25 protein-coding genes are annotated in these 19,410 nt (G+C 52.7%); 13 read left to right on the forward strand and 12 right to left on the reverse strand.

The features are described 5' to 3' along the window. Window positions 1-212: 212 nt before the first annotated feature. The gene (locus ABV298_RS30235) at window positions 213-764 is read left to right on the forward strand and encodes a dihydrofolate reductase family protein (protein WP_353719841.1); all 552 of its coding nucleotides are present in this window, start codon (window positions 213-215) and stop codon (window positions 762-764) included. A gap of 241 nt (window positions 765-1,005) precedes the next feature. Here ABV298_RS30235 and ABV298_RS30240 read toward each other — a convergent pair whose 3' ends face one another. The 7 genes from ABV298_RS30240 to ABV298_RS30270 all read right to left on the reverse strand — a co-directional run bounded on the left by ABV298_RS30240 (window position 1,006) and on the right by ABV298_RS30270 (window position 6,368). Further along, complete coding sequence (locus ABV298_RS30240; RefSeq protein WP_353719842.1) at window positions 1,006-1,917, reverse strand: transporter; 912 nt, start codon at window positions 1,915-1,917, stop codon at window positions 1,006-1,008. Window positions 1,918-1,929: 12 nt separating this feature from the next. Continuing rightward, the gene (locus ABV298_RS30245) at window positions 1,930-3,069 is read right to left on the reverse strand and encodes a cytochrome c peroxidase (protein ID WP_353719843.1); all 1,140 of its coding nucleotides are present in this window, start codon (window positions 3,067-3,069) and stop codon (window positions 1,930-1,932) included. A gap of 6 nt (window positions 3,070-3,075) precedes the next feature. Next, window positions 3,076-3,522 (reverse strand): MbnP family protein, encoded by a 447-nt coding sequence (locus ABV298_RS30250; RefSeq protein ID WP_353719844.1) that lies wholly within the window; start codon window positions 3,520-3,522, stop codon window positions 3,076-3,078. Then, complete coding sequence (locus tag ABV298_RS30255) at window positions 3,506-3,901, reverse strand: MbnP family protein (protein ID WP_353719845.1); 396 nt, start codon at window positions 3,899-3,901, stop codon at window positions 3,506-3,508. The genes ABV298_RS30250 and ABV298_RS30255 overlap by 17 nt, the downstream gene beginning before the upstream one ends. Before the next feature lie 82 nt (window positions 3,902-3,983). After that, the gene (locus ABV298_RS30260) at window positions 3,984-4,379 is read right to left on the reverse strand and encodes a hypothetical protein (RefSeq protein WP_353719846.1); all 396 of its coding nucleotides are present in this window, start codon (window positions 4,377-4,379) and stop codon (window positions 3,984-3,986) included. 223 nt (window positions 4,380-4,602) lie between these two features. Further along, a complete protein-coding gene (locus ABV298_RS30265) occupies window positions 4,603-5,340 on the reverse strand; it encodes a LytTR family DNA-binding domain-containing protein (RefSeq protein WP_353719847.1) in 738 nt (245 codons plus the stop codon). Next, the gene (locus tag ABV298_RS30270) at window positions 5,337-6,368 is read right to left on the reverse strand and encodes a histidine kinase (protein ID WP_353719848.1); all 1,032 of its coding nucleotides are present in this window, start codon (window positions 6,366-6,368) and stop codon (window positions 5,337-5,339) included. Before ABV298_RS30270 ends, ABV298_RS30265 begins: the two co-directional genes overlap by 4 nt. Window positions 6,369-6,623: 255 nt before the next feature. Here ABV298_RS30270 and ABV298_RS30275 point away from each other — a divergent pair, with 255 nt between their 5' ends. From ABV298_RS30275 to ABV298_RS30290, 4 genes are read left to right on the forward strand one after another with little or no spacing between them, the layout of a single operon-like run. Then, the gene (locus tag ABV298_RS30275; protein WP_353719849.1) at window positions 6,624-7,001 is read left to right on the forward strand and encodes a hypothetical protein; all 378 of its coding nucleotides are present in this window, start codon (window positions 6,624-6,626) and stop codon (window positions 6,999-7,001) included. Next, window positions 6,973-7,818, forward strand: coding sequence for a PQQ-binding-like beta-propeller repeat protein (locus tag ABV298_RS30280; protein WP_353719850.1), 846 nt, complete (start codon window positions 6,973-6,975; stop codon window positions 7,816-7,818). Before ABV298_RS30275 ends, ABV298_RS30280 begins: the two co-directional genes overlap by 29 nt. Beyond that, window positions 7,751-8,293, forward strand: a complete 543-nt coding sequence (locus ABV298_RS30285) for a PQQ-binding-like beta-propeller repeat protein (protein WP_353719851.1) — start codon at window positions 7,751-7,753, stop codon at window positions 8,291-8,293. The genes ABV298_RS30280 and ABV298_RS30285 overlap by 68 nt, the downstream gene beginning before the upstream one ends. A 36-nt stretch (window positions 8,294-8,329) precedes the next feature. Beyond that, the gene (locus tag ABV298_RS30290) at window positions 8,330-9,334 is read left to right on the forward strand and encodes an alpha/beta fold hydrolase (protein ID WP_353719852.1); all 1,005 of its coding nucleotides are present in this window, start codon (window positions 8,330-8,332) and stop codon (window positions 9,332-9,334) included. Between the two features lie 24 nt (window positions 9,335-9,358). On the opposite strand, the gene ABV298_RS30295 is transcribed toward ABV298_RS30290, so the two are convergent. Both ABV298_RS30295 and ABV298_RS30300 read right to left on the reverse strand, forming a co-directional pair. After that, entirely contained in the window at window positions 9,359-10,249 is an 891-nt protein-coding gene (locus tag ABV298_RS30295) for a c-type cytochrome (protein WP_353719853.1), read from the reverse strand. Between the two features lie 31 nt (window positions 10,250-10,280). Then, entirely contained in the window at window positions 10,281-10,436 is a 156-nt protein-coding gene (locus ABV298_RS30300) for a hypothetical protein (protein ID WP_353719854.1), read from the reverse strand. Window positions 10,437-10,499: 63 nt separating this feature from the next. Here ABV298_RS30300 and ABV298_RS30305 point away from each other — a divergent pair, with 63 nt between their 5' ends. Beyond that, window positions 10,500-11,024: a hypothetical protein gene (locus tag ABV298_RS30305; RefSeq protein WP_353719855.1), complete on the forward strand. Its 525-nt coding sequence runs from the start codon at window positions 10,500-10,502 to the stop codon at window positions 11,022-11,024. Window positions 11,025-11,029: 5 nt separating this feature from the next. Here ABV298_RS30305 and ABV298_RS30310 read toward each other — a convergent pair whose 3' ends face one another. Then, window positions 11,030-11,800, reverse strand: coding sequence for a LytTR family DNA-binding domain-containing protein (locus tag ABV298_RS30310; protein ID WP_353719856.1), 771 nt, complete (start codon window positions 11,798-11,800; stop codon window positions 11,030-11,032). A gap of 2 nt (window positions 11,801-11,802) precedes the next feature. Further along, window positions 11,803-12,816, reverse strand: coding sequence for a histidine kinase (locus ABV298_RS30315; RefSeq protein WP_353719857.1), 1,014 nt, complete (start codon window positions 12,814-12,816; stop codon window positions 11,803-11,805). Window positions 12,817-12,847: 31 nt separating this feature from the next. Here ABV298_RS30315 and ABV298_RS30320 point away from each other — a divergent pair, with 31 nt between their 5' ends. After that, complete coding sequence (locus tag ABV298_RS30320; RefSeq protein WP_353719858.1) at window positions 12,848-13,381, forward strand: aminoglycoside nucleotidyltransferase ANT(2'')-Ia; 534 nt, start codon at window positions 12,848-12,850, stop codon at window positions 13,379-13,381. Window positions 13,382-13,384: 3 nt separating this feature from the next. Here the strand turns inward: ABV298_RS30320 and ABV298_RS30325 are convergent, their stop codons facing one another. Continuing rightward, window positions 13,385-14,359, reverse strand: coding sequence for a S41 family peptidase (locus ABV298_RS30325; RefSeq protein WP_353719859.1), 975 nt, complete (start codon window positions 14,357-14,359; stop codon window positions 13,385-13,387). Window positions 14,360-14,609: 250 nt separating this feature from the next. On the opposite strand from ABV298_RS30325, the gene ABV298_RS30330 reads away from it, so the two are divergent. The 6 genes from ABV298_RS30330 (at window position 14,610) to ABV298_RS30355 (ending at window position 19,402) form a co-directional block, all read left to right on the forward strand. Then, window positions 14,610-15,110, forward strand: a complete 501-nt coding sequence (locus tag ABV298_RS30330; protein ID WP_353719860.1) for a hypothetical protein — start codon at window positions 14,610-14,612, stop codon at window positions 15,108-15,110. 156 nt (window positions 15,111-15,266) lie between these two features. Next, the gene (locus tag ABV298_RS30335) at window positions 15,267-15,746 is read left to right on the forward strand and encodes an RNA polymerase sigma factor (RefSeq protein WP_353719861.1); all 480 of its coding nucleotides are present in this window, start codon (window positions 15,267-15,269) and stop codon (window positions 15,744-15,746) included. Window position 15,747: 1 nt separating this feature from the next. Beyond that, on the forward strand, window positions 15,748-16,998 hold the full coding sequence (locus tag ABV298_RS30340) for a hypothetical protein (protein ID WP_353719862.1): 1,251 nt from the start codon (window positions 15,748-15,750) through the stop codon (window positions 16,996-16,998). A gap of 296 nt (window positions 16,999-17,294) precedes the next feature. Next, a complete protein-coding gene (locus ABV298_RS30345; RefSeq protein WP_353719863.1) occupies window positions 17,295-17,573 on the forward strand; it encodes a hypothetical protein in 279 nt (92 codons plus the stop codon). Window positions 17,574-17,714: 141 nt separating this feature from the next. Next, complete coding sequence (locus tag ABV298_RS30350) at window positions 17,715-18,386, forward strand: RNA polymerase sigma-70 factor (RefSeq protein WP_353719864.1); 672 nt, start codon at window positions 17,715-17,717, stop codon at window positions 18,384-18,386. Further along, window positions 18,371-19,402, forward strand: coding sequence for a FecR domain-containing protein (locus ABV298_RS30355; RefSeq protein WP_353719865.1), 1,032 nt, complete (start codon window positions 18,371-18,373; stop codon window positions 19,400-19,402). Before ABV298_RS30350 ends, ABV298_RS30355 begins: the two co-directional genes overlap by 16 nt. Window positions 19,403-19,410 lie beyond the last annotated feature (8 nt).

Raw genomic sequence — 19,410 nt, forward strand, 5'->3', positions numbered from 1 at the left:
ATGAGTGGCGACGGGCGGTTTTTCATGGCAAAATTTTGTGATTTGATGTGGAACCGCCGCGGAATAAAAAGGTTACAACCATTGTTATTTTTTCCCCGTGGCAGTAACTTTTGGCTCAAAAGCCCCCTTTTTTGTCGCGGATCGCCTCTATAATATTTGATGTCTCAACCTACTTTTGAACCTGTATCCTTGAAGACCAAAACAAAAACCAAATGAGAACTGTAACATTCGCTATGAATATCAGCTTAGATGGGTATTGCGATCACACTATCGGTAATCCCGATGAAGAGCTTCTCGACTATTTCACGGAAACGATGGACGACGTCGATCTGCTTTTTTTCGGTCGCGTCATGTACCAGCTGATGTTCCCTTACTGGGCCGATGTCGCAAAAAATCAATCCGGCACGGCGGATGAGATTAGATTTGCGGAAAGGTTCAGCGCTATCGATAAAGTCGTTGTTTCGCGAACATTGGAAAATGTAGAGGACAATGCACGGATTATTCGCGGCAATCCCGCCGGGGAACTACGGAAATTGAAACAGCAGCCCGGAAAAAAAATTTCGGTAGACAGTGTAAGCCTGCTCCCGGAATTGGTTTCGTCAGGCCTCATCGATGAATTTCATTTAGTTGTTCATCCGGTGATGGTGGGTAAAGGAAGGCGATTGCTCGACGCGGGCAGCCTTCAGGAGAAGTTTAATTTAAAATTGGTTGATACCGTAGTCTTCAAATCCGGGTGCGTGGCCCTTCATTATTTGAAGCAGTGACGGACGCCATCGTTTTGCCCGAAACACAGCCAGCCAATGTCTAAATTGTTACATGAATAGCTTCTGTTCGTCTGAATAACAGGTCTTACATTATCCCCCGGCTCCCCTCCCGATCTCACAGGCCCGGCCGGACTGGTAAAATTGCCGACACCTCCCCCCATCGCCCCGTCTATAATCGTAAGCCGCCAGTCATTTGCCTGGGCTGCGGACGTGACGCCGCAGCCCAGGCGGGAACCGATTCTCAAAACAGGAAAGCGACCTGCGCCAGCAAACGCTCCCTGGCTACCACGTGTCCCGACGCGCTTTGCTGCACAACAGGTTTTTGGCCAGTAATGCCGACCGTCCACTTGTCGGAAAACAACGTAATCCCGGCGCTGGCGTTCAGCAATTCGCCTCCGGTTATGCCAAGCGTTTCGCCGTTTTGAATGCCATGCCCCGCATGCTCGCCGTAAACGCCGACGCTCGGCGTGACGGTCAGCTTTCCGATCCGGATCGACCGGTAAAGGTTCACTGTGCCATAAAGCTGGTTTCCAAATCGATATCCCTCGGCATTGTTCGTATTAAACTTCCGTGAGACATTCGCGGCCAGTCCCCATTGGTCCCTGTTAAGTGTGTAAAAGGCATTCAAAATGAAATCGGTGCTGCCCGTTCCCAGTTGAAAGTTGGCATTGGCGACATGAAGCACATTATTCTCGTCAAACCTAAACCGGCCAGTGGGCAGCTTCACGCCACCGCCGATCAGCAGCGTGTGGTTGAAAGTCCGCGCATTCTCACCGTCCATGAAGGTATTGAACAGGTTGTAATTGGCAAGCACGGTAATGTCACCCATGCCGCTCTGCCTTTTCACGTCGGCGGAGGTAATTTGCCTGTCCGCCCTGAAAGGTACGAATGCCATTACCTGAACCCGCTTGACCGGGAAAAAGCGCGTATAGAGCTCGCCGATATTGAAATGTTCCTCGGTACGGAGCACTTTGCTCTCGCCGTGCGTGACGAAGCGCATCCGCTGGTACCGCACGCCTACCAGCGATTTGTGTGATTGCGGGAGTAACCCGAAATAGGCGCCGCTGTTTGCGCAGCCGCATATGTCGCATGCGAAAGCCTGCCGCGGCGAGGCCAGTAGCAGCATGATGATGCAAAAACTCAGGTTTTTCATTTTAGGTCTCGTTTAAAAATTCGTCCCGACGCCCGGATCGGAAAAACGTTTTTCCCGGATAAACTGCTCGTCGCTGAGCGAGCGCAGAAAAGCTATAATCGATTGCTTCTCAGCGGCACTCAGGCTGATGCCCGGTCTTTGGCCGGGCCGGGTCAACGGGCTGTCCAATGTGGCCGAAGGATGAATACTGTCCGAATAATGGTCGAGCACTTCTTGCAAGCTATGGTAACGGCCGTCGTGCATGTAAGGCGCGGTCAGCGCTATATTGCGAAGGCTCGGCACTTTGAACTTGTAGCGGTCGGCCGGATCGGCCGTAATCCCGAACCGGCCCTGGTCGTCGGCACCGGACGGGACCAACCCATTGTTCCGGAAGCTGTAATCGGTGAATAGCTCGCCCGCGTGGCAACTGCCGCATTTGGCCCGGAACACAGCCATTCCCTGCCGTTCTTCCGCGGTCAGCGCCGACGGGTCGCCCTGCCGGAAATAGTCGTACCGCGACCCCGCCGACACCAGGCTAACCATAAACTGCGAAAGCGCTTTCATCATGCGCTCGCTGGTAATTTGCTCATCGCCGAATGCTTTTTGGAACATCAGCGGATAATTAACCGGCATCCTGGCCGTCGGCAATGGCGTATTTTGCAGCTTTGCGATTACATTTTTCACCGTTTCGTCCATCTCCACCGGGTTTTCGATCGGGTTGAACGGCACCAGGTCCAGGTCGTGCACGCCACCGTCCCAGAAGAACGACGGGTTCCAGGCCAGATTCTGGATCGAGGGCGAATTGCGCGTGCCGAGCAGGTCGTCAACGCCATGGCTAAGCTCATGCCCGTGGTGCGTAAACGCAGCTTCCTGCTGGTGGCAGGTACCGCAGCCGATCTGTTTGGTCCGCGAAAGAATGCCGTCGTAAAACAGGAAACGGCCGAGCTCAACGCCCTCTTCGGTAAGCGGGTTGCGGCTCATGTCGTATACCGGATCGGGAAAATGCGCGGGCTTTTTCCAGTGAACCGGTGTCGGACTGCCATCGCCCGGCTCCACTCCCGGATCGTCGCTTTTCTTGCAGGCGATGGTTACCAGCGCGAATGTACCGGCCAGAATGGCGCATGCGAAAGGTACCTGGCCGGTTGCCCGGCCAGGTTTGAAAGTCGATACCATCGTCCGTCAATGAATATGGTCGACCGAAAACATCTGCGCGTAATTGTCGGCAATCTGCGCGGCCACTTCCGGCTGCTGGCTCATGACGCTGTTATATTGCCCGATAGACAGGCTGGTGCCCGGCCCTTTGAACACTTTCTGCACGTCGGCAAACAAATGCACCTCCGGTGCTTTCGACGTCGTCACATCCGCTTTCAATTCGCCAAAGCCAAGTTTCACTATGCGCGTATTGTTGACGGTGCGGGTGCTGTACCCGCCAAACAGGCCGATGTGGTAGTAAAACTTACCGTTGACCGGATTTCCTTTCGAAGAGGTCCCTTCCATTTTCAGGAAAATATAGCCCGAATTCCAGGCCCAGTACATCCCGTCCTCCATCATCGAGCCGCCGGGGTCCAATACGCCGGTCCGCTTTTCGATTGGCATCGTATTGCGCGTGCTATCGACGCCGAGCATAAATTCCAGGCCGGTGTAAGTGCCGACCGGGACGCCTTTGAGCCGTACGAACTGGGATTCTTTTTTTATTTTCCATAATCAGGAAATAGCTCGAATCTTGCGGCACGGTATAGGAGGTCCCGTCCGCGCACAGCAGCTTGATGTTCGAAACGAAATAATTAAACTTGGTAACGACAAAGTCCTCGCCCGCGCCGTTAATGCTCGCGCCACCGCCGAGCACCAGGTTTTTATCCCCTACAATATTGTCGAATTCGATGGTGAGCGCACCCTTATCGCCGGTGGAAGGTACAGGCCCCTGTGCTTCGCTTTCGCAGGAAGCAAGCATGAGCATCCCCGCCACGGCAGCCAGCATCGCTGGCAAAGCCCTGGAAAGTTTCATGATTAATAAATGGATTAGCGGCCTTGACGGTAATGGTTACCGAAGGCCAGGTTTCTGTTATGACAAAGTACGGTTTACAATGTCAGCAGATGGGTGGACGGAAAATGTCGCGGACAAGGTTCTGTCCGCTGAACGGGTCGGAGAAATTGAACGCCACGACTTGCGGAATGGCCACGAAAGTAGCCGGTTGCAGCCGTGTAATGCTTTCATGAGCCGGCGCATGGGCCGAAAGTATTTTACTCATCAGTTCGTTTTCCGCCTGGCGTTGCTCCTGCCTGGCCGCCTGGGCGATCCGTTTGGCGAGGTAACATTTCCCGTCGCAATGCAACTGCGGACGCGCCCTGTTTTCACAGAGGGTCGCGATGATGTAATCTTTCCGGAGCTGGTAATCCAGGTAAATCACAGGCACCACAAAGACCTTCACCAGCATCACCGCCAGTAGTAACAGTCCCGATATCTGGTTCACAAGTGATTTCAAAATGATTTACGCAGGTTGTGCAGGTAGTAGTCGCAATTGGCGCCAAAAGTAACATAGGAACGCGAAGGTGCCTAATTTTTTAAACTAAAATTGGTTACAAGATCCGTTACCTCCCAGGCTCGTCAACTGATATCGGCAAGTCGGATAATACCGCCGTTCCGACAAGAATTCCCTGACAGGTATATTCAGTGGATTGCGATCCGAATCGCAATCCGCGAAAACATTAAAACAGCCGGTTTTTCCCGACCAGCTGCATAAAAGCATCGCGGTAGCCTTTGCTCAGCGGGACCTCCCTGTCGCCTATGTAAATGGTACCGCCCTGAATGGCGTCGATTTTTGAAAAATTGACAATGAACGAGCGGTGGACGCGCACGAAGCCGGGTTTGGGCAGCATCTGCTCCATTTTGCCCATTTGTCCCAAGGTCATGATCTTTTGCCTGCCGCTGTAAATCAGAATATATTCCCCATAAGCCTCGATCACATCGATGTCGCTATGGGCGATTTTATGGATTTTATAATCGGATTTGACGAAAATGTATTCGCTGAAAATATCAGTTTGAAGCGGCGTCTCCGTTTCCGCAGTTTTGGGTAATACTTTGATTAGGTTAATATACTCCACCGCGCGGCTGACGGCCTGAAAAAACCGTTCGAATGAAATCGGTTTTAAAAGGTAATCGAGCACAAATAGTTCATAACCCTGGACCGCATATTCCGCAAAGGCCGTCGTGAGAATGGTAACGGGCTTATTCGGCAGAGACCGGAGCAGCGAAATGCCGGTTACATCGGGCATCTGAATGTCCAGAAACAGCAAATCGATACGCTGCTTCTGTAAAAAACTTTGCGCCTCCATGGCAGATGCGCATGTAGCGACCAGTTTTAGTTCGGGTATCTTTCCTACGTACTCAGTCAGCAGCCGCCTGGCGAGCAACTCGTCATCCACGATCAGACAGTTAATGGTCATAAACGAAATATTTTTAAGCGCACAACGAACTGATCATTCAGTTCCGACAGCAGCAATTCATGATTTCCCGGGTAAATCAGTTCCAGTCGCTTTCGCACATTGCTCAGCCCGATTCCCTTGCTGGCGCCCTCCTGATTTATCCGCTCCCTTTTGGTATTCGCACACTCAAACAGCAATGTGCCGGCAGCATCCACGTTTAATGAAATAGCGATATAACCGTCGTGATTAGTATCCAGATCGGCATATTTAAAGCCATTCTCCACAAATACCAAAAGCAGCAACGGCGCGATGAGCTGGTCAGGCTGCACACCGGCGGTTTTGAATACGATCTGCTTTTGATAGATGTCGGATTTCAACCGCTGCATCGCGATGATATTCTGCAAAAACTCCACTTCTTTTTCGAGCTTGACGCGGTCGGCCTGGCAGTCATACAAAGTGTACCGGAGCAATTCCGAAAGCTTCATGATCATCGGTGCGGCGTTATCGTCCTTCAGGTAAGCGAGTGTGTAAACGTTGTTCAGGGTATTGAAAAGAAAATGTGGGTTAATCTGATTTTTCAGCACTTGCAGCTCCGTTTCAAGCTGTTTTCTGAGCAGCTCCGATTGCCGGTGCAGGGCGTTGAACCGATCTGCGGCAAACTTGTAAGCCGTGCTGGTCATGTGGATCACAAACAACAGAAAATACATTCTTCCAAACTGAAACGCCCTCGGATACCGGATTTCCCGTTTGACTGTCGGGAACAGCGCCCCCGGCTCTGTCAGCTTCATATAAAGTATCGTAACCACCAATAGCAGCACCGCCACCTGCACACTATAAGCCACGTATTTTCTTTTTTCCAGAAACCGGGGGATCAAAAAACGGGTCGTGGCGAAAGCGACCATCCCCTGGGCAGCCACATTGACGGACGCCGCCCAGACGGCCTTCCCGAACGGCTGAAAATTCGATAGCAAAAGTACCCAGATCAGCCAGTAACAGGCCCAGAACAGGTATGGATTGGCCGGCATGTGGATGTATTGCTTTTCGCGCATGGGACTTCCGGTGTTTGACAATGCAATTGTAACTTAAAAGTACATGACCTGAAAAATTGACCGCTGAACGACCCCATTCCTCCGACGAATGCGACCTTTTTCCGCATAAATCAATTTTCAAAGCTTCAATGGTCGCTCACGGGAACATCGGGCCCGTCCGTGAACATTCCCCGGTCATTCATCGAAAGAATTTCCCGAGCGGCGGACGATTGCCTTGATTCGGCCATCGAAAACCAATCCCATGTTTATCCAACCATGAAAAAGAAGCTAATGATCGGTACCGGGATGTGCGGCCTGATGCTCTTCTCCCACGCATTATTGGCGCAGCGGCAACTCCCGGACAAGCCGGCAAATGAACGGGCGGCAGCGCAAACGCAGCGAATGACCACCAGTCTCCAACTCGATTCGGTGCAGGCCGGTAAGGTTGCGCGGATCAACCTTACATATGCGCAAAGAATGGAGCCGGTGATGCGGGGAAATGGCAGCCGGATTTCAAAACTGAAAGCGATCCGGACAATGCAAAAGGAAAAAGAAGCCGAGCTGAAACAGGTCCTGACCAGGGAGCAGTTCGAGCAGTTCAAACAACAGCAACAAGCGGTGAAAGATGAAATCAAAGAACGCAGGAAGTCCTGACCGGCCGTTGCTTCACGGCCTGCTGATGGCCGGGTTGCTTTTGGCAGGGTGTAAAACCAGCGAGCCGGACGGCGCCGGACAGCTCGATCCTGCCTACGGGCCCGGCTGGTCGGCTGTGCATGCCGACAGCCGGAACTCCGACTACTCGCCGATGCAGGGGCCGCGCAAAGTCGTGCCTGCCTGGCAACGCAAATTCGAAGGAACGATCAATCTCGGGCCTACCACCGGCAAGCAGGGTCATGTTTACCTTACTACCAATGCAGGCGACTGTCACTTGTATGCCATGGACCCTCGGACCGGGAAAACGATCTGGTGCAGTAATGAGGTGAACAAATTCGCCGTCGCGTCGTCGGCGCTCGTCGATGCGCAGGGATGTCTTTACATCGCCGATAATGAAGCCATGCACGCATTCGACGCTACCGGCCGGCTGCTTTGGGAAACGAAGATCAAGGGCTTTCCGCTGTCGGCGCAATTCACGCATACCGGGCGGCTGATTTTCATCACCCATATTGGTATCATTTACGTGCTCGACCGAAAGAACGGGGCATTCATGCTCGACCCGCACCCGCTTTTAGCCGACTTGCCGTCCGACCCGGATTTTGATCCCCGGGCGTGCATGCGCGGCACAGCCGATTGTCCCTGCGCAAACACGCTCGCTGTCGACCAGGCCACCGGCCGTTTCTTTTTCACCTACTGGGCGCCGGGCGCGGCGCAAGCCTGCATAAAGGCCATGGTTTATTCCGAAAAGAATGAGCCTTCGATCGGAGCGCTATGGGAGAATACGGCACTGCCCGGGGGGGAGTGCTTCCAGTCCTGATATTTCGGCAGACGGCTCCCGCATTTACGTCAACGACAACGAGGGCAGTTTGCACGCGATCGACGCCGCGACCGGCAGGAACATCTGGAAATTCTTCATCGGGTACGGGCCGGGCGGCAGCCAGTCGACCTCTCCGGAGGGCCTCATTATGCCGGCCGGTGGCGGCGGCGCGCCATTGATGTGCATTCGGGACGCAGGCCAGGAAGCCCGCCTGATGTGGAAAAACGATAGCCTGAACCATCTGGGACTACCCATGCAGACAAGCGGCCATCTCGCTTTTGCTACCGTGGCCGGCTCGCCCACCAAAGCGTACAAAGACCTCGTGGTAGTGGATAACCGTACCGGCAATGTCCTCGACCGCGTTCATTTCCCCGGCAAAACGCTCTTTACCGTCGGTACGACGATCGGTGCCGAGGGAAATGTGTATGTACCGGGCTTTGACGGGACGCTATTCGCATTCAGGCCAGCCGAATAATATGTAAAACACCTTTTAGTCAGAAAAATAAATCACATGAAAACCATTCAGATAATACTCTTATTACTGTGCGTCGTTTCGACCACCACAAATTGCCAGAACACCTCCCCTGATCCCGGTAAAGCGCAGGTGCCGGGCCAGCCGACATCGGGCTACGGGGGGAGCAGCTATCGGCATGCCGAGGTAATCAGGAAAAACTACGACGACGGCCCTACCGGCTATTGGCTGTACCTGCCGGCATCGCCCGCACCAGCTTCCGCACCGGTGGTGGTGTTTAACCATGGCTATGGAGGCTGGAACCCGGCCAACTACGGGGCCTGGATCAGGCACTTGGTACGGCAGGGCAATATCGTGATCTATCCGCGGTATCAGGAAGGGCCGCGTACCAAACCGACCGAATTCACGCCCAATGCGGCGGCCGGCGTCAGGCGCGCTTTGCAGCTTCTGGAAACCGGCGAGTTCGAAATCCGGCCGGAAACCGATAAGCTGGTGATCATCGGGCATTCCTATGGCGGCGTGGTAACGGCGAACCTCGCGCTAAATGCGGGCGAACTGCGCATTCCCAAGCCCAAAGCTATTTTTTTGGCTGCCGCCGGTGTGGGCCCTGTCCCTTCGGGTCAGGCAAAGTCGTACGCGGGCCTTCCAGAGTCATTGAAAATGCTGATGATCATCGAAAAGGAAGACACCATCGTCGATAGTGTGTTCATGAAAAAGGTATATGCCGAATCGAAAGCTATTCCGCTCGCTCACAAAGCCATGCTGATGCATTATCCCGACGGCTACGGGCTGGATTCCATCACCGCCGAACACAATGAGCCGACCTGCATCGATCCCGATTTCGACAGCAAGGACGGTAAGCTGGCCGCATCCACGAAAGTAGACGCGACCGACTATTACTGTTACTGGCGCCTGGCCGATGCGCTGATCGATTGCAGCCGGAACAACAAAGGCTGCTCCACCGCCTTCACCGACGTGCGGGAGCAGACATTTATGGGCCAGTGGAGCGACGGGGTCGAGATCAAAAGACTGGGCGGCCGGTAGACCGCCATAGTCTGCATTCAGCAATTATTTCACCTTATTGTCGATAGGCGGAATTGTTTTTAAATACGCATAGATGGCCGAAGTCTCCGCAGCCGTCAGCTCCGGATACAACGGCATGGGATAGCTGACTACCGAATTGTCCTTTGAAATACCCTCCGTAACCGCGCGCCTGAACTCGGCTTCCGTCCAGTTCAGCATGCCGGTTGCATGCGGGGTAAGATTAGGGGTTCTGATTTTCTTTCCGGCGGCGTCGCGCAGCTTGTTTCCCCCGCCCATGAATCCTTTCGAGCGCTCGGGAGTCTGCACATCGAGAGACGTAAAGCTTTTGGAATGACAATGAAAACAGGCCAGATTGTCGACCAGGTATTTCCCCAGCAATACCGGGTCATTCTTAGGCTTTTGAATGCTGTCACCACGGTATTTCCCTCCTTTCGTGAAGCTTAAACCCAGCCGGCCGATCGGCGAGTACATGGTTTTGCCGGGGTTCCTTTCCGATGGTCTTACCGCGGGATCGCCGGATTTCAGATAGGCGACGATCGCATCCAGGTCCTCGTCGGCCATATTCGGCCGGTGCATGTACGGCATTAGCCGCCCGGTCCTGCCAATGCCGGTCCGTACCAGATAGGCCAGCTCCCCGGGTGTGTATTTACCCGCCCCCAGCCCGGGATGTTGCGTGATGTTGGCCGCGTAAATCTTTCCCAAAAACTTCGGGGAATCCTCGAGCTGTTTTCCGCTGAAATCTTTCGTCTCGAAATTGTAATGGCACGAGCCGCAAACGAGCATCGTCAGCCGCTTCCCTTCGCCGACATCCGCGGACGCCGTTTTGTAATCGATCTTTTCCGTCTTGTAGTGAATCCTGCATCCGGTGGCCAGCACGGTAACCACCGCCAGAAGTGTACCAATTTTCAAATCCATGTCGCTATATCGTTGTGTTTGAAGCACAAATCTAGCGGGCACCGGGCCTGAGCGGCGTCATTTCAACACCGTTATCGACCGCCTTATCCGCCACTTTGCCCGGTATCTCTCCCGGCACAATGAACAGGGCGGAATGGTCGTTCAAACAGGCATTTCGGCGGATCAATCCCACGCCTGACCTCGTCATCCCCGGTAATTTTGGAGCGCAGAATCCGACAATCGAAATGCATTTTCAACCAACATTTAAAAGATGATCCGCGACAAACACCGTTCGGCAGTGCTTAACATACCTGTGATGGCCGGCATACTCTACGCCTGGGCCCAGACTGTGGTTACCGGCGCATTGCTCTTTGACACCTTTGTGCTGTACCCCAATATCTTCGCCGATGTTCCCCAATCGCTTTCCGCTTCCACACAGTTTCTGAGTCGCGCAAGCCCGGGCAGCTTTTTTCCCGGCCTGGGCGCATTCACGCTGGCGACCGGTTTGGTTACGCTGTGGGCCTGGCGGCGAAATCGGGGCGTGTTGGCGTACTTTGCCGCCGGTTTTTTACTCATGGCCACTTTTGATTTCGTCGCCTCGGCGCTGTATTTCTGGCCCCGCAATACCCTTATGTTTACCGAGGGCCTGAAAGTACATTCCGCCGAAAAGCTCCTGGAAGTGTCCCGCCAGTTCCGTTCCGCACATTGGATCCGCGTGGTGGCAAGCGTGACGGCCAGCTTTTGCGCAATGCTTGGTCTGGTCACAGCTGCGCGGCAATCAGCTCAAAACCAATGAGCAGGTTACCGGTTTTCGACCCAGGCCAGGAACGCAGTGGATTTGGCTTTGCTTACGATCACCGGCTCGCTCGGCACGCCGTCCAGCCTGACCAGCAATTTACGGTCGTCATAATGCTCGATGCGATGAATGGCCTCGAAGGCAAGCAGCGTTTGCCTGTTGGCGCGGTAAAACCGGTGCGGATCGACCTGCGCCTCGATGGCGTCCAGGGGCTTGCAGAGCTGAAACTTCCGCCCATCGCGGACGAAAATCTCCGTTGTGTCGTGAGTGACCTTGAACAGCAGAATGTTTTCGGTTGCGACGGGAATCAGCTGGTTCCGGAAGTGGATCAGGAAGCTTGTTTTAAAATTCCGGAGCCCGGATTGGAAAGTGGTGAGCAGCTTCTCTACCATTTCCCTGCCGTACTTTGGCGCAAACAGCTGCCCAATGGATTCGAGCTTTTGAAGGCTCGCCTCAAAGAGGTCTTCGTTGATCGGTTTGAGAATATAGTCGATTCCATTGCTTTGAAATGCCCGGATAGCATACTCATCGTAGGCCGTGCAGAAGATGACCGGGCAGGTCAGCTCAACTTTTTGAAATATCTCGAATGCAAGACCGTCGCCGAGCTGGATGTCGGATATCACCAGCTCCGGATGCGGGTTGTGCAGGAGCCATTCCACGCTGCTTTCGATGCTGTCGAGCACGGCAAGGACCTGGTGCCCGGGGCGAAGGGTTTTAATGCAGTTCTGAATGTCCCACGCGGTATGCACCTCGTCTTCGATGATCACAATGGTCATAATTAATCGGCAATTGGTAACGAAACTTTAAACAAACTATCATTTTTCTCGACAATGATACCTTTCCCTTTCAGAATCCCGAAGCGGTTATTGACATTGCTCAATCCGACGCCCGATGTTTCATGCGCCTTTTTAAATTGCAGGTTGTTCTCGACGATCAGCAATCCGGCCTCTTCATAAATGCGTACTTTCAAAGGCCTTTTCCGGGAAAAGATATTGTGCTTTACGACGTTTTCGATCAGGATCTGGAGTGTGTTCGGCGGGAGCGTAGCGCCCAGGATAGACGGCGGAAGCTGAATATCGACCGCAAATGCATCACCATACCGGATTTGAAGCAGGCCTACATAGGATTCCAAAAACCGGATTTCTTCGTTCAAAGTAACCTCGGCCTTTCCGTTGTAAACAAGCATGTACCGGTAAATCGAAGCCAGTTCGTCGATGAATTTCAACGACTGCACCTGGTCCTGCTTGACGAGCGATTTAAGGGTAGTAAGCGAATTGAACAGGAAATGCGGGTTTAGCTGTTGTTTTAACGATTCATGCAGGGCGATCAGGTTTTCCCGCTTCAGGGTTTCGAGCTCCAATTCCACCCGGCGGCTTTTGGCGGACAGATCGTAAAAATATTTGATCAAAATGGTCAGACCGTTTAGCAGGCTGATCCTTAATATCAGGTAGAACCAGGCTTTCCGGGAATATATTAGGTCTCCTTTTACCTGCGAGAGCAGCAACCGGGATTCGTCGGCGAAACCGATGCCCACGAAAACAATAACCGCGAGCAGTGTGGAAAGCAAAATCCGTCGTAGCAGTTTACCGGTTTCTTTTTTGTTATTCCAAAGGCAGGAGAAGTCGACAAGGGCAAAGTTGATCACCCAGAAAGCAAAAATGCAGCAAAATGAAAACAGGAAACGGAACAACGCCTCCCTGCCCGTGGACACCGAAAACACGAAAATACCGGGCAGCACGGCCGCCAGCAGCGCGCCCGTTTTCAGTTGATATTTATTTACGAGTTCTGACATCACCAATTACTGACAAACCGGATATTACTACATGGAAAATGCAACGAACGATGCCAAACCGGCACTTCCGCAGGACCCTACCGCCTTGCATCTTCATTTTATCGAACTGATATTCAACGCTGCATCCTCCCAAGGTATAAAATTATGGCTGGAAAGTGGCTGGGCCATCGATGCCCGCCTCGGCCGAATCACCCGCGAACACGACGACATCGACATCGCCTACCCACAGGAGCATCACGACGCGTACGTGAAGCTGCTCACCGATCTGTGCTTCTCCGAATTCGAGCAACTCGATTACGGCTTTTTAATGAGGCAAAACGGCGTTCTGATCGACTCCGAGCCATGTGTAAAGACAGGTGCGGCATATGAACTGCCCGGTTTTCCTGCCGGATCGTGCCCTGCCGAGCCGGAGGGTTGGTTGAACGGAAAGCCGATCCGTTGCATTAGCTGGCAAGCGATGCATTTCGAGTTTATGGGTTACGAGCAGGAAATTCCCAAAACTCACTGGCGACCGAAAGATCACGAAAGCCTCAGACTGATCGAGCTACACCTGAACGACGCCTGAAGACTATTTCTTGCGCGCGGCCCGGATCAGCTCAACCGCTTTGCGCTCCGGGTCATCGGAAACCACATCCGGAATAACCCCCTTTCCCTCCCAGTTGGTTTGGGTGACGGGATTGACCGGGCTCGCAACGGAAATAGACATTCTTAGCCCGGCCGGCAAGTCGAAATACTCGTTTCGGTTGGCGCCACCCGCGCTAGCCCGGCCCACGATAACGGCCTTTTTGAAAGCTTGCAAGGTATAGGCGAAATACTCCGCCGCGGAAGCCGTCTTCTGGTCGATCAGAACATAGAGCGGCGTTCCGGTCCGCAGCTTCCCGTAAATCAGGTCGGAGGTGAATGTGACCTGGCTTCCGCCGTTGGACGATTTGGTGGTCGATAATTCGATGGGTTCTCCCTCAAAGTAGTGATTAAGAATGTACTCCATAATACCCGGGTAACCGCCGCCGTTTCCGCGAAGGTCGACGATCAGATTATCCGAGTTCTCGACCAGCTTCATGGCCGCCACAGCGGTTTGCATCGATCTTTTCGGATGCATGAATTCGGTGATCCTGATATATGCAATGTCGTCATCGAGGATTTCCACGCGCGTGAATCCATAGTTGTATTTCTTTTCGGCTTTCTTCTCTATCTGCTCCCAATTCTGGTTATCCGCAACTGCCTTTTTGCCCTGCACGTACAAATGCCCGTCATTACTGATCTTTCGTAAGTCTTTGCTCAATTCCTCGCTTAGGGCGGCCTTATCGTTCAACCGTGCATACTTGCCCGACGCCGACAGCTTCCGAAAATCGCTGCTGATCCGGCCACCGGCGGCTTTGTCGACATAATGTGTCTCTATCAACTGAGCCACGGCGCTCACCACCGCATCGATATCGCTTGCGGTCATCTTACCCGGACCGCCTTCCGGTTGTTGGGTATTCATTTGGGCGTAGGCTACCGGCGCCAGAACGGCCCAGATCAGCATGAACAAAATGGATTTCATAGTCGGACCTTTCAGTGTAAAAATATTTGCCCGACAAAATTACGCCTACACCCACCTCAGCGCCTCACATTCATCCGCTATCCCGGCCGTTTCATCCGCCTGCTTGCCCGGTTCGGATTCTTTTAAGTGCGGGCCGCTCCAACCTTCCCCATCGCATATTTCTCCTATCGTTAATCTTTTCCTGCTCACTTCAGTAGCGTTTCAATTCCTTTTTACGACCTGGTTAAAAACAACTTAATCTGTTAGCAAAATGAAAACAAATCTTTCAAAGTGTCTCGCGTTCCTTTTTCTCGTCGTTTTGTCCGTTTCGTTTTCCTGTAACCGCGAAAACAACATTTCGCCTGATCCGGATGGCGGGCCGTTGGTGCAAACGAATGGCGCCGAGTATAGCAAACTGATGGCCGGGCGGGAAACCTTCGACGGTACGCCGTTTGAAATCACAAAAGTAACCCGGGAAGGCAACTCATTGAAGATCGACGTGACCGGCGGCGGCGGTATCGAAAACTACAAAATCGTTTGGGACGGCTCGCTGATGCTCTCCTACCCGATGCAGGCCCGGCTCGTGGTGGCATATAACACGCCCGACGGTGCCCAGGATACCGCGATGCACGACTACACGCTCGAAGTGGACCTGCAAAAGCTATTTGGAAACGCGGCCAATGCGTCCGAGGTCATCGTGCACGTAGCGAATGGTTCCAAAAAACAAGATAAGGTGGTTGATCCCAACGGAAGCACTTCCAATCCAAAGTAACACCGCGTCCTTTTCAATCACCTCATCCCTGTGGCCCCGGCGCGTCCGGGGCTTGCAACGTTATCTCTTATTGTGGAATGGCTATCTGATTGTACAACAAATGAAAAACATTGGATTGAGCGCTGCGCCAAGCGGGACCCCAAAGCGCAGCAATGGGTGTTCAGGCATTTTTTTGGTTTGGCAATGGGCATAAGCGTCCGGTACCTTCCCAGCCATGCTATCGCCCAGGAAGCCGTCAATGATTCCTTTCTCAAAATATTTGAACAATTGCCCCGGCAACTGGCGGGCCTGCATTCCTTTAAAGCATGGATGCGGGCGCTCGTCGTACGAACGGCCATCGACTATTTCAGGAAAGAACGAAAAAATTACCAGGCGACAAGCCTGGATGCCTGTCACGACAGCTACACTGCCGCGGACGAAGTCGCCGATGGCCAGTCGGTGGAAGAAATCCTGCGGCTCCTCGACAAGCTTCCGCCGGTGTGGAAGGTGGTTTTTAACCTGTACGAGGTGGAAGGTTACAGCCATGAAGAAATCGGAAAAATGTTGGATATCTCGACCTCGTCGTCGAGAGTATACCTCGCCAGGGCCAAGGAGTGCCTGCGAAAAATGATAACTATTCAAAACGGTAGCCACTAAAATGTCGGATCAGGAACCCGTAGGCAAACGAATGCTCGGTCGGCTTCGCGACCACACCGAACCCTATCAACCGGATGCCTGGGAGCATTTTGAGCTTTTTCGTGCCGGCAAAAGTCGCAAAAGGCGGATTGTGTTTTACTGGCTGGCCGCAGCGGCCTTGCTGGTGATCTTTGGAACGGCCTTGCTGACAAGCCGCATTATGGACCGGCGCACCCCGGCAAAACATTCCCTCGCGCAAAAGCAAACGAATGGCGGACACCGGAGTCGGACAAAAACCGCGCTGTCCGGTAGCTCGGCCGCGCCCTTACGTTCGGGGCCTGCAACAACGCGTCGACAGGCAATTAAGTCAAGGAAAATCCATTCAAAACGGAAAAACCGGGCAATTAACCCGCCAGCCCCACTGGTTGCGACGCGCGATCAACTGCCGGAATATCCACCTTCACCAACGGGTTACGAGCGGAGGCACGACAATTTCACTCCCGACCTACTGCCTCTGCGGCCGTTCAACTCTCCGGTCGTACGTTTTGGCAAGCCGCACATTCCCGCCCCGCAACGGCAAATGCATGTCACCCCGCAACCCGCCCGGGCAATTCGCTGGGGCGTTGCATTTTCCCGGCAATCGAACCGGGCTGCGCATACCAATCCGGAACTGAATTACGGCTTGGGCGGTGCAATGCTCGTGCCCTTGTCCGACAAAATCGCGTTGGTAACAGGCATTGCGGCAAGTAAGCAATCGTTGAATGTGGAAGAGCCGGCGCGCCTGACTGCCGCCGAAGGATTGGCACAGTTGCAGTACGTTCGTTATCAATGGGTTAACCTGGAAGTTCCTTTGCAGATCCAATACAAGTTAGGGGCTTTTAAAAACATCGGGTTCGCTGCCGCCGGAGGAATAACCCCGCAAACCAGCGTAGGACAAGCGGCCGATTACCACTACAAGACCCGGCGGACGATCGCAACTTTTACAGAAACGGCCGGAGGGCCGGTGCTCGTTTCCACTCAAACCATTGAAGAGCTAAGCTCGGTGACCAAGAATGACAAAAAAAGCACGTGGGCTTTCGGCAGCCCGCTCTACTTCGGGCTGGGAATCAGTTATCAGTGGCAGAAGACGGCTGTCGAAATAGAGCCCTACGTTAAATATCCGCTCGGCGCAAGCACGGCCGAACGACTGCAACTCACCACCGTAGGCATTCAATTGCGGTTGACTGGCCCGCTTGGGAAAGCGACCCGGGGAACGGAGAATTTCGTTAAATAGGTTCCGTCTATCCAATACAGCTCCAGATAACAGGGTATGAAATCCGCTGGCCGCTTCTTCAATCGGGCATGGAAAAACAGCGACCTGTGAATATCCTGAATTTGAACGAATCAACCGGGATGCTAAAAAAGACCTGGCAAACGCCACCGGCATTTCACCTTACATCGTGTGGCTAGGGCAAATAAAATAAAGAAATACCGGCAAGTATTTTGGCGAATAGGCTGTTGAATCGTACGTTTAGGCGAATTCGGCGAAATTAACTATCGATTGTCTGTAATCTAAACAATGAACAGCCTGTGAATCAAACCCAACAAAAAGAACAAAAATGGGGATTTTGGCTTCATCTGCTGAATTTTCTCAGCCTGGATTCAATTGCCCGATTAATAATACAAAAAATTCTGAACGTCGGCGAGATCCAATTCAGTCACCACCTGTTATCGTTTGTTATCGCACTTTCCTTAGCAATGATAATTTCATATGCAAGTCGGTATCGTGCCTGGCAATACAGAGTTTGGACGACCGGAGCGATTATTGCCATCTGGTTGCTGACACATATTCTGTATGCAGTAAGCTGATTTGATTCGTCCTATCCGCAACAAGGCCGACAAATCCCGATTTTTTTCCAATCCCACTAGGACTTTTGCAAGGCAAAATTGTCTCTCATATAAGGATCAGATATCTGACCCTTTGCTTTACCGGATTTTGAATCGGGCAAAATGGAGAAAAAGGAGGAAACGTACGGACATGCGCATTTTTTTTCGTCGGAAGAACAATCTGATGAAAATGATAAAGTACTCGACTCCGAACTGCTGATCCACAAGGCGTTTGAATACGATTTCAGCGCAGGGATTGAAACGCTTTTCAGATGGTATTACGGGCCGCTATGCAGTCACGCTGTGCGGTATGTCTCCTCCAAAGAGATCGCCGAGGATATCGTTTCGGATGTGTTTTGTAAACTGTATCTCGAAAAAACGGTCAGTCACATCAAAACGTCTTTCCGCGCCTACCTCTTCACGTGGGTACGGAACCGTGCATTCAATTATGTAAAAATGGAAATGGGCAGAAACGCATCCATCGAATACGCTTCGGCCCTGTCGATCCATCAAGGGGAACAACCCGACGATATTACTCAATTTGAAGACTTGTACCATGACATCGAGCAGGTAATCAACGCCATGCCGCAGCGACGGAGAAAAATATACGTAATGCACCGGATGGAAGGGAAAAAATATGCCGAAATCTCCGGCGAGCTCGATATTTCGGTCAAAACCGTCAAAGAACATATGTATCAGGCGACACAGCAAATCAGGGAATTTCTGAGAAAAAAGTGGTTCCCAGCCATGTCCGCCTTCCTAGCCAGTGTGGAAACGCTATGGAATCAAATATAACAAAGGAGGTTATTTTCAGCTATCTCGCGGGAAGCTGCACGGCTCTACAAAAAAGCCTGATTGACGACTGGGTAAAAGACGAGGTGAACAGGGAGTTGTTTTTCAGCTGGCTTTACGAATGGGAAAAGAAAAACGCACAGTATCAGGTCGACGTCGAAGCGGGACTCGATCGTCACCGTGCATGGGTAATGTCGCTGGGTGAGTCCGAAGCTGTTGCCGATTTTAAACCGCCGGTGGTCGGGCGCCTCTTCCCTCCCCGAATTGTCGCCGCCGCCTGCGGACTATTGATGACATTGCTCGCAGGCTGGCTCTCACAGGATGTGATCCGGTATAAAACCTACGAAACGGATTTCGGAGAGATCAGGAAAATTACGCTTTCCGACGGCAGTAAGGTGGTTGTCAACGCGAACTCCACACTTCGGGTGCCCAGGTTCGGCTTCGGCAACAGCAAGCGCGAGGTTCTACTAACCGGCGAAGCCAGCTTTGATGTGGTACACACCCAAAACCATACCCGGTTCGTCGTCAAAACCAACAAAAACATGAATGTTGAGGTGTTGGGCACCGAGTTCGACGTATATGCCAGATCGTCCGGCGCACGGGTGGTGCTCAATACCGGTAAAATCCAGTTGCATTACTCCGACGGACATAATGATCAAAAGCTGACGTTAAAGCCGGGAGACCTGGTAAGCATGGACCGGAAGGGAAAAATGACCATGTCTCACACAGCACAGCCTCAGAACTATTCCGCATGGAAATACCACCGCTTTGTGTTTGAAGATGAGTCTTTCAGGCAAATATGCAACCGCCTGGAGGAAACGTTTGGGACCGAAATCATCATCAGGGACCGGGCCCTTGCAGACAAAGAGATATCCGGCTCGTTCACCGCCCTGGATGCGGAAGAGCTGCTTGATCTGCTGAGTCTGGCCGGTGATTTCAGCTACATCAGCAAGGACAGTCGGATTATCGTTTCCGGCGACACGCCATCTGTCAACGACCTTGAAACGCAAAAGGAATAGCCGGTTCC

The sequence above is a fragment of the Dyadobacter sp. 676 genome (assembly GCF_040448675.1).
In the GTDB taxonomy this organism is placed as follows: Bacteria; Bacteroidota; Bacteroidia; order Cytophagales; family Spirosomataceae; genus Dyadobacter.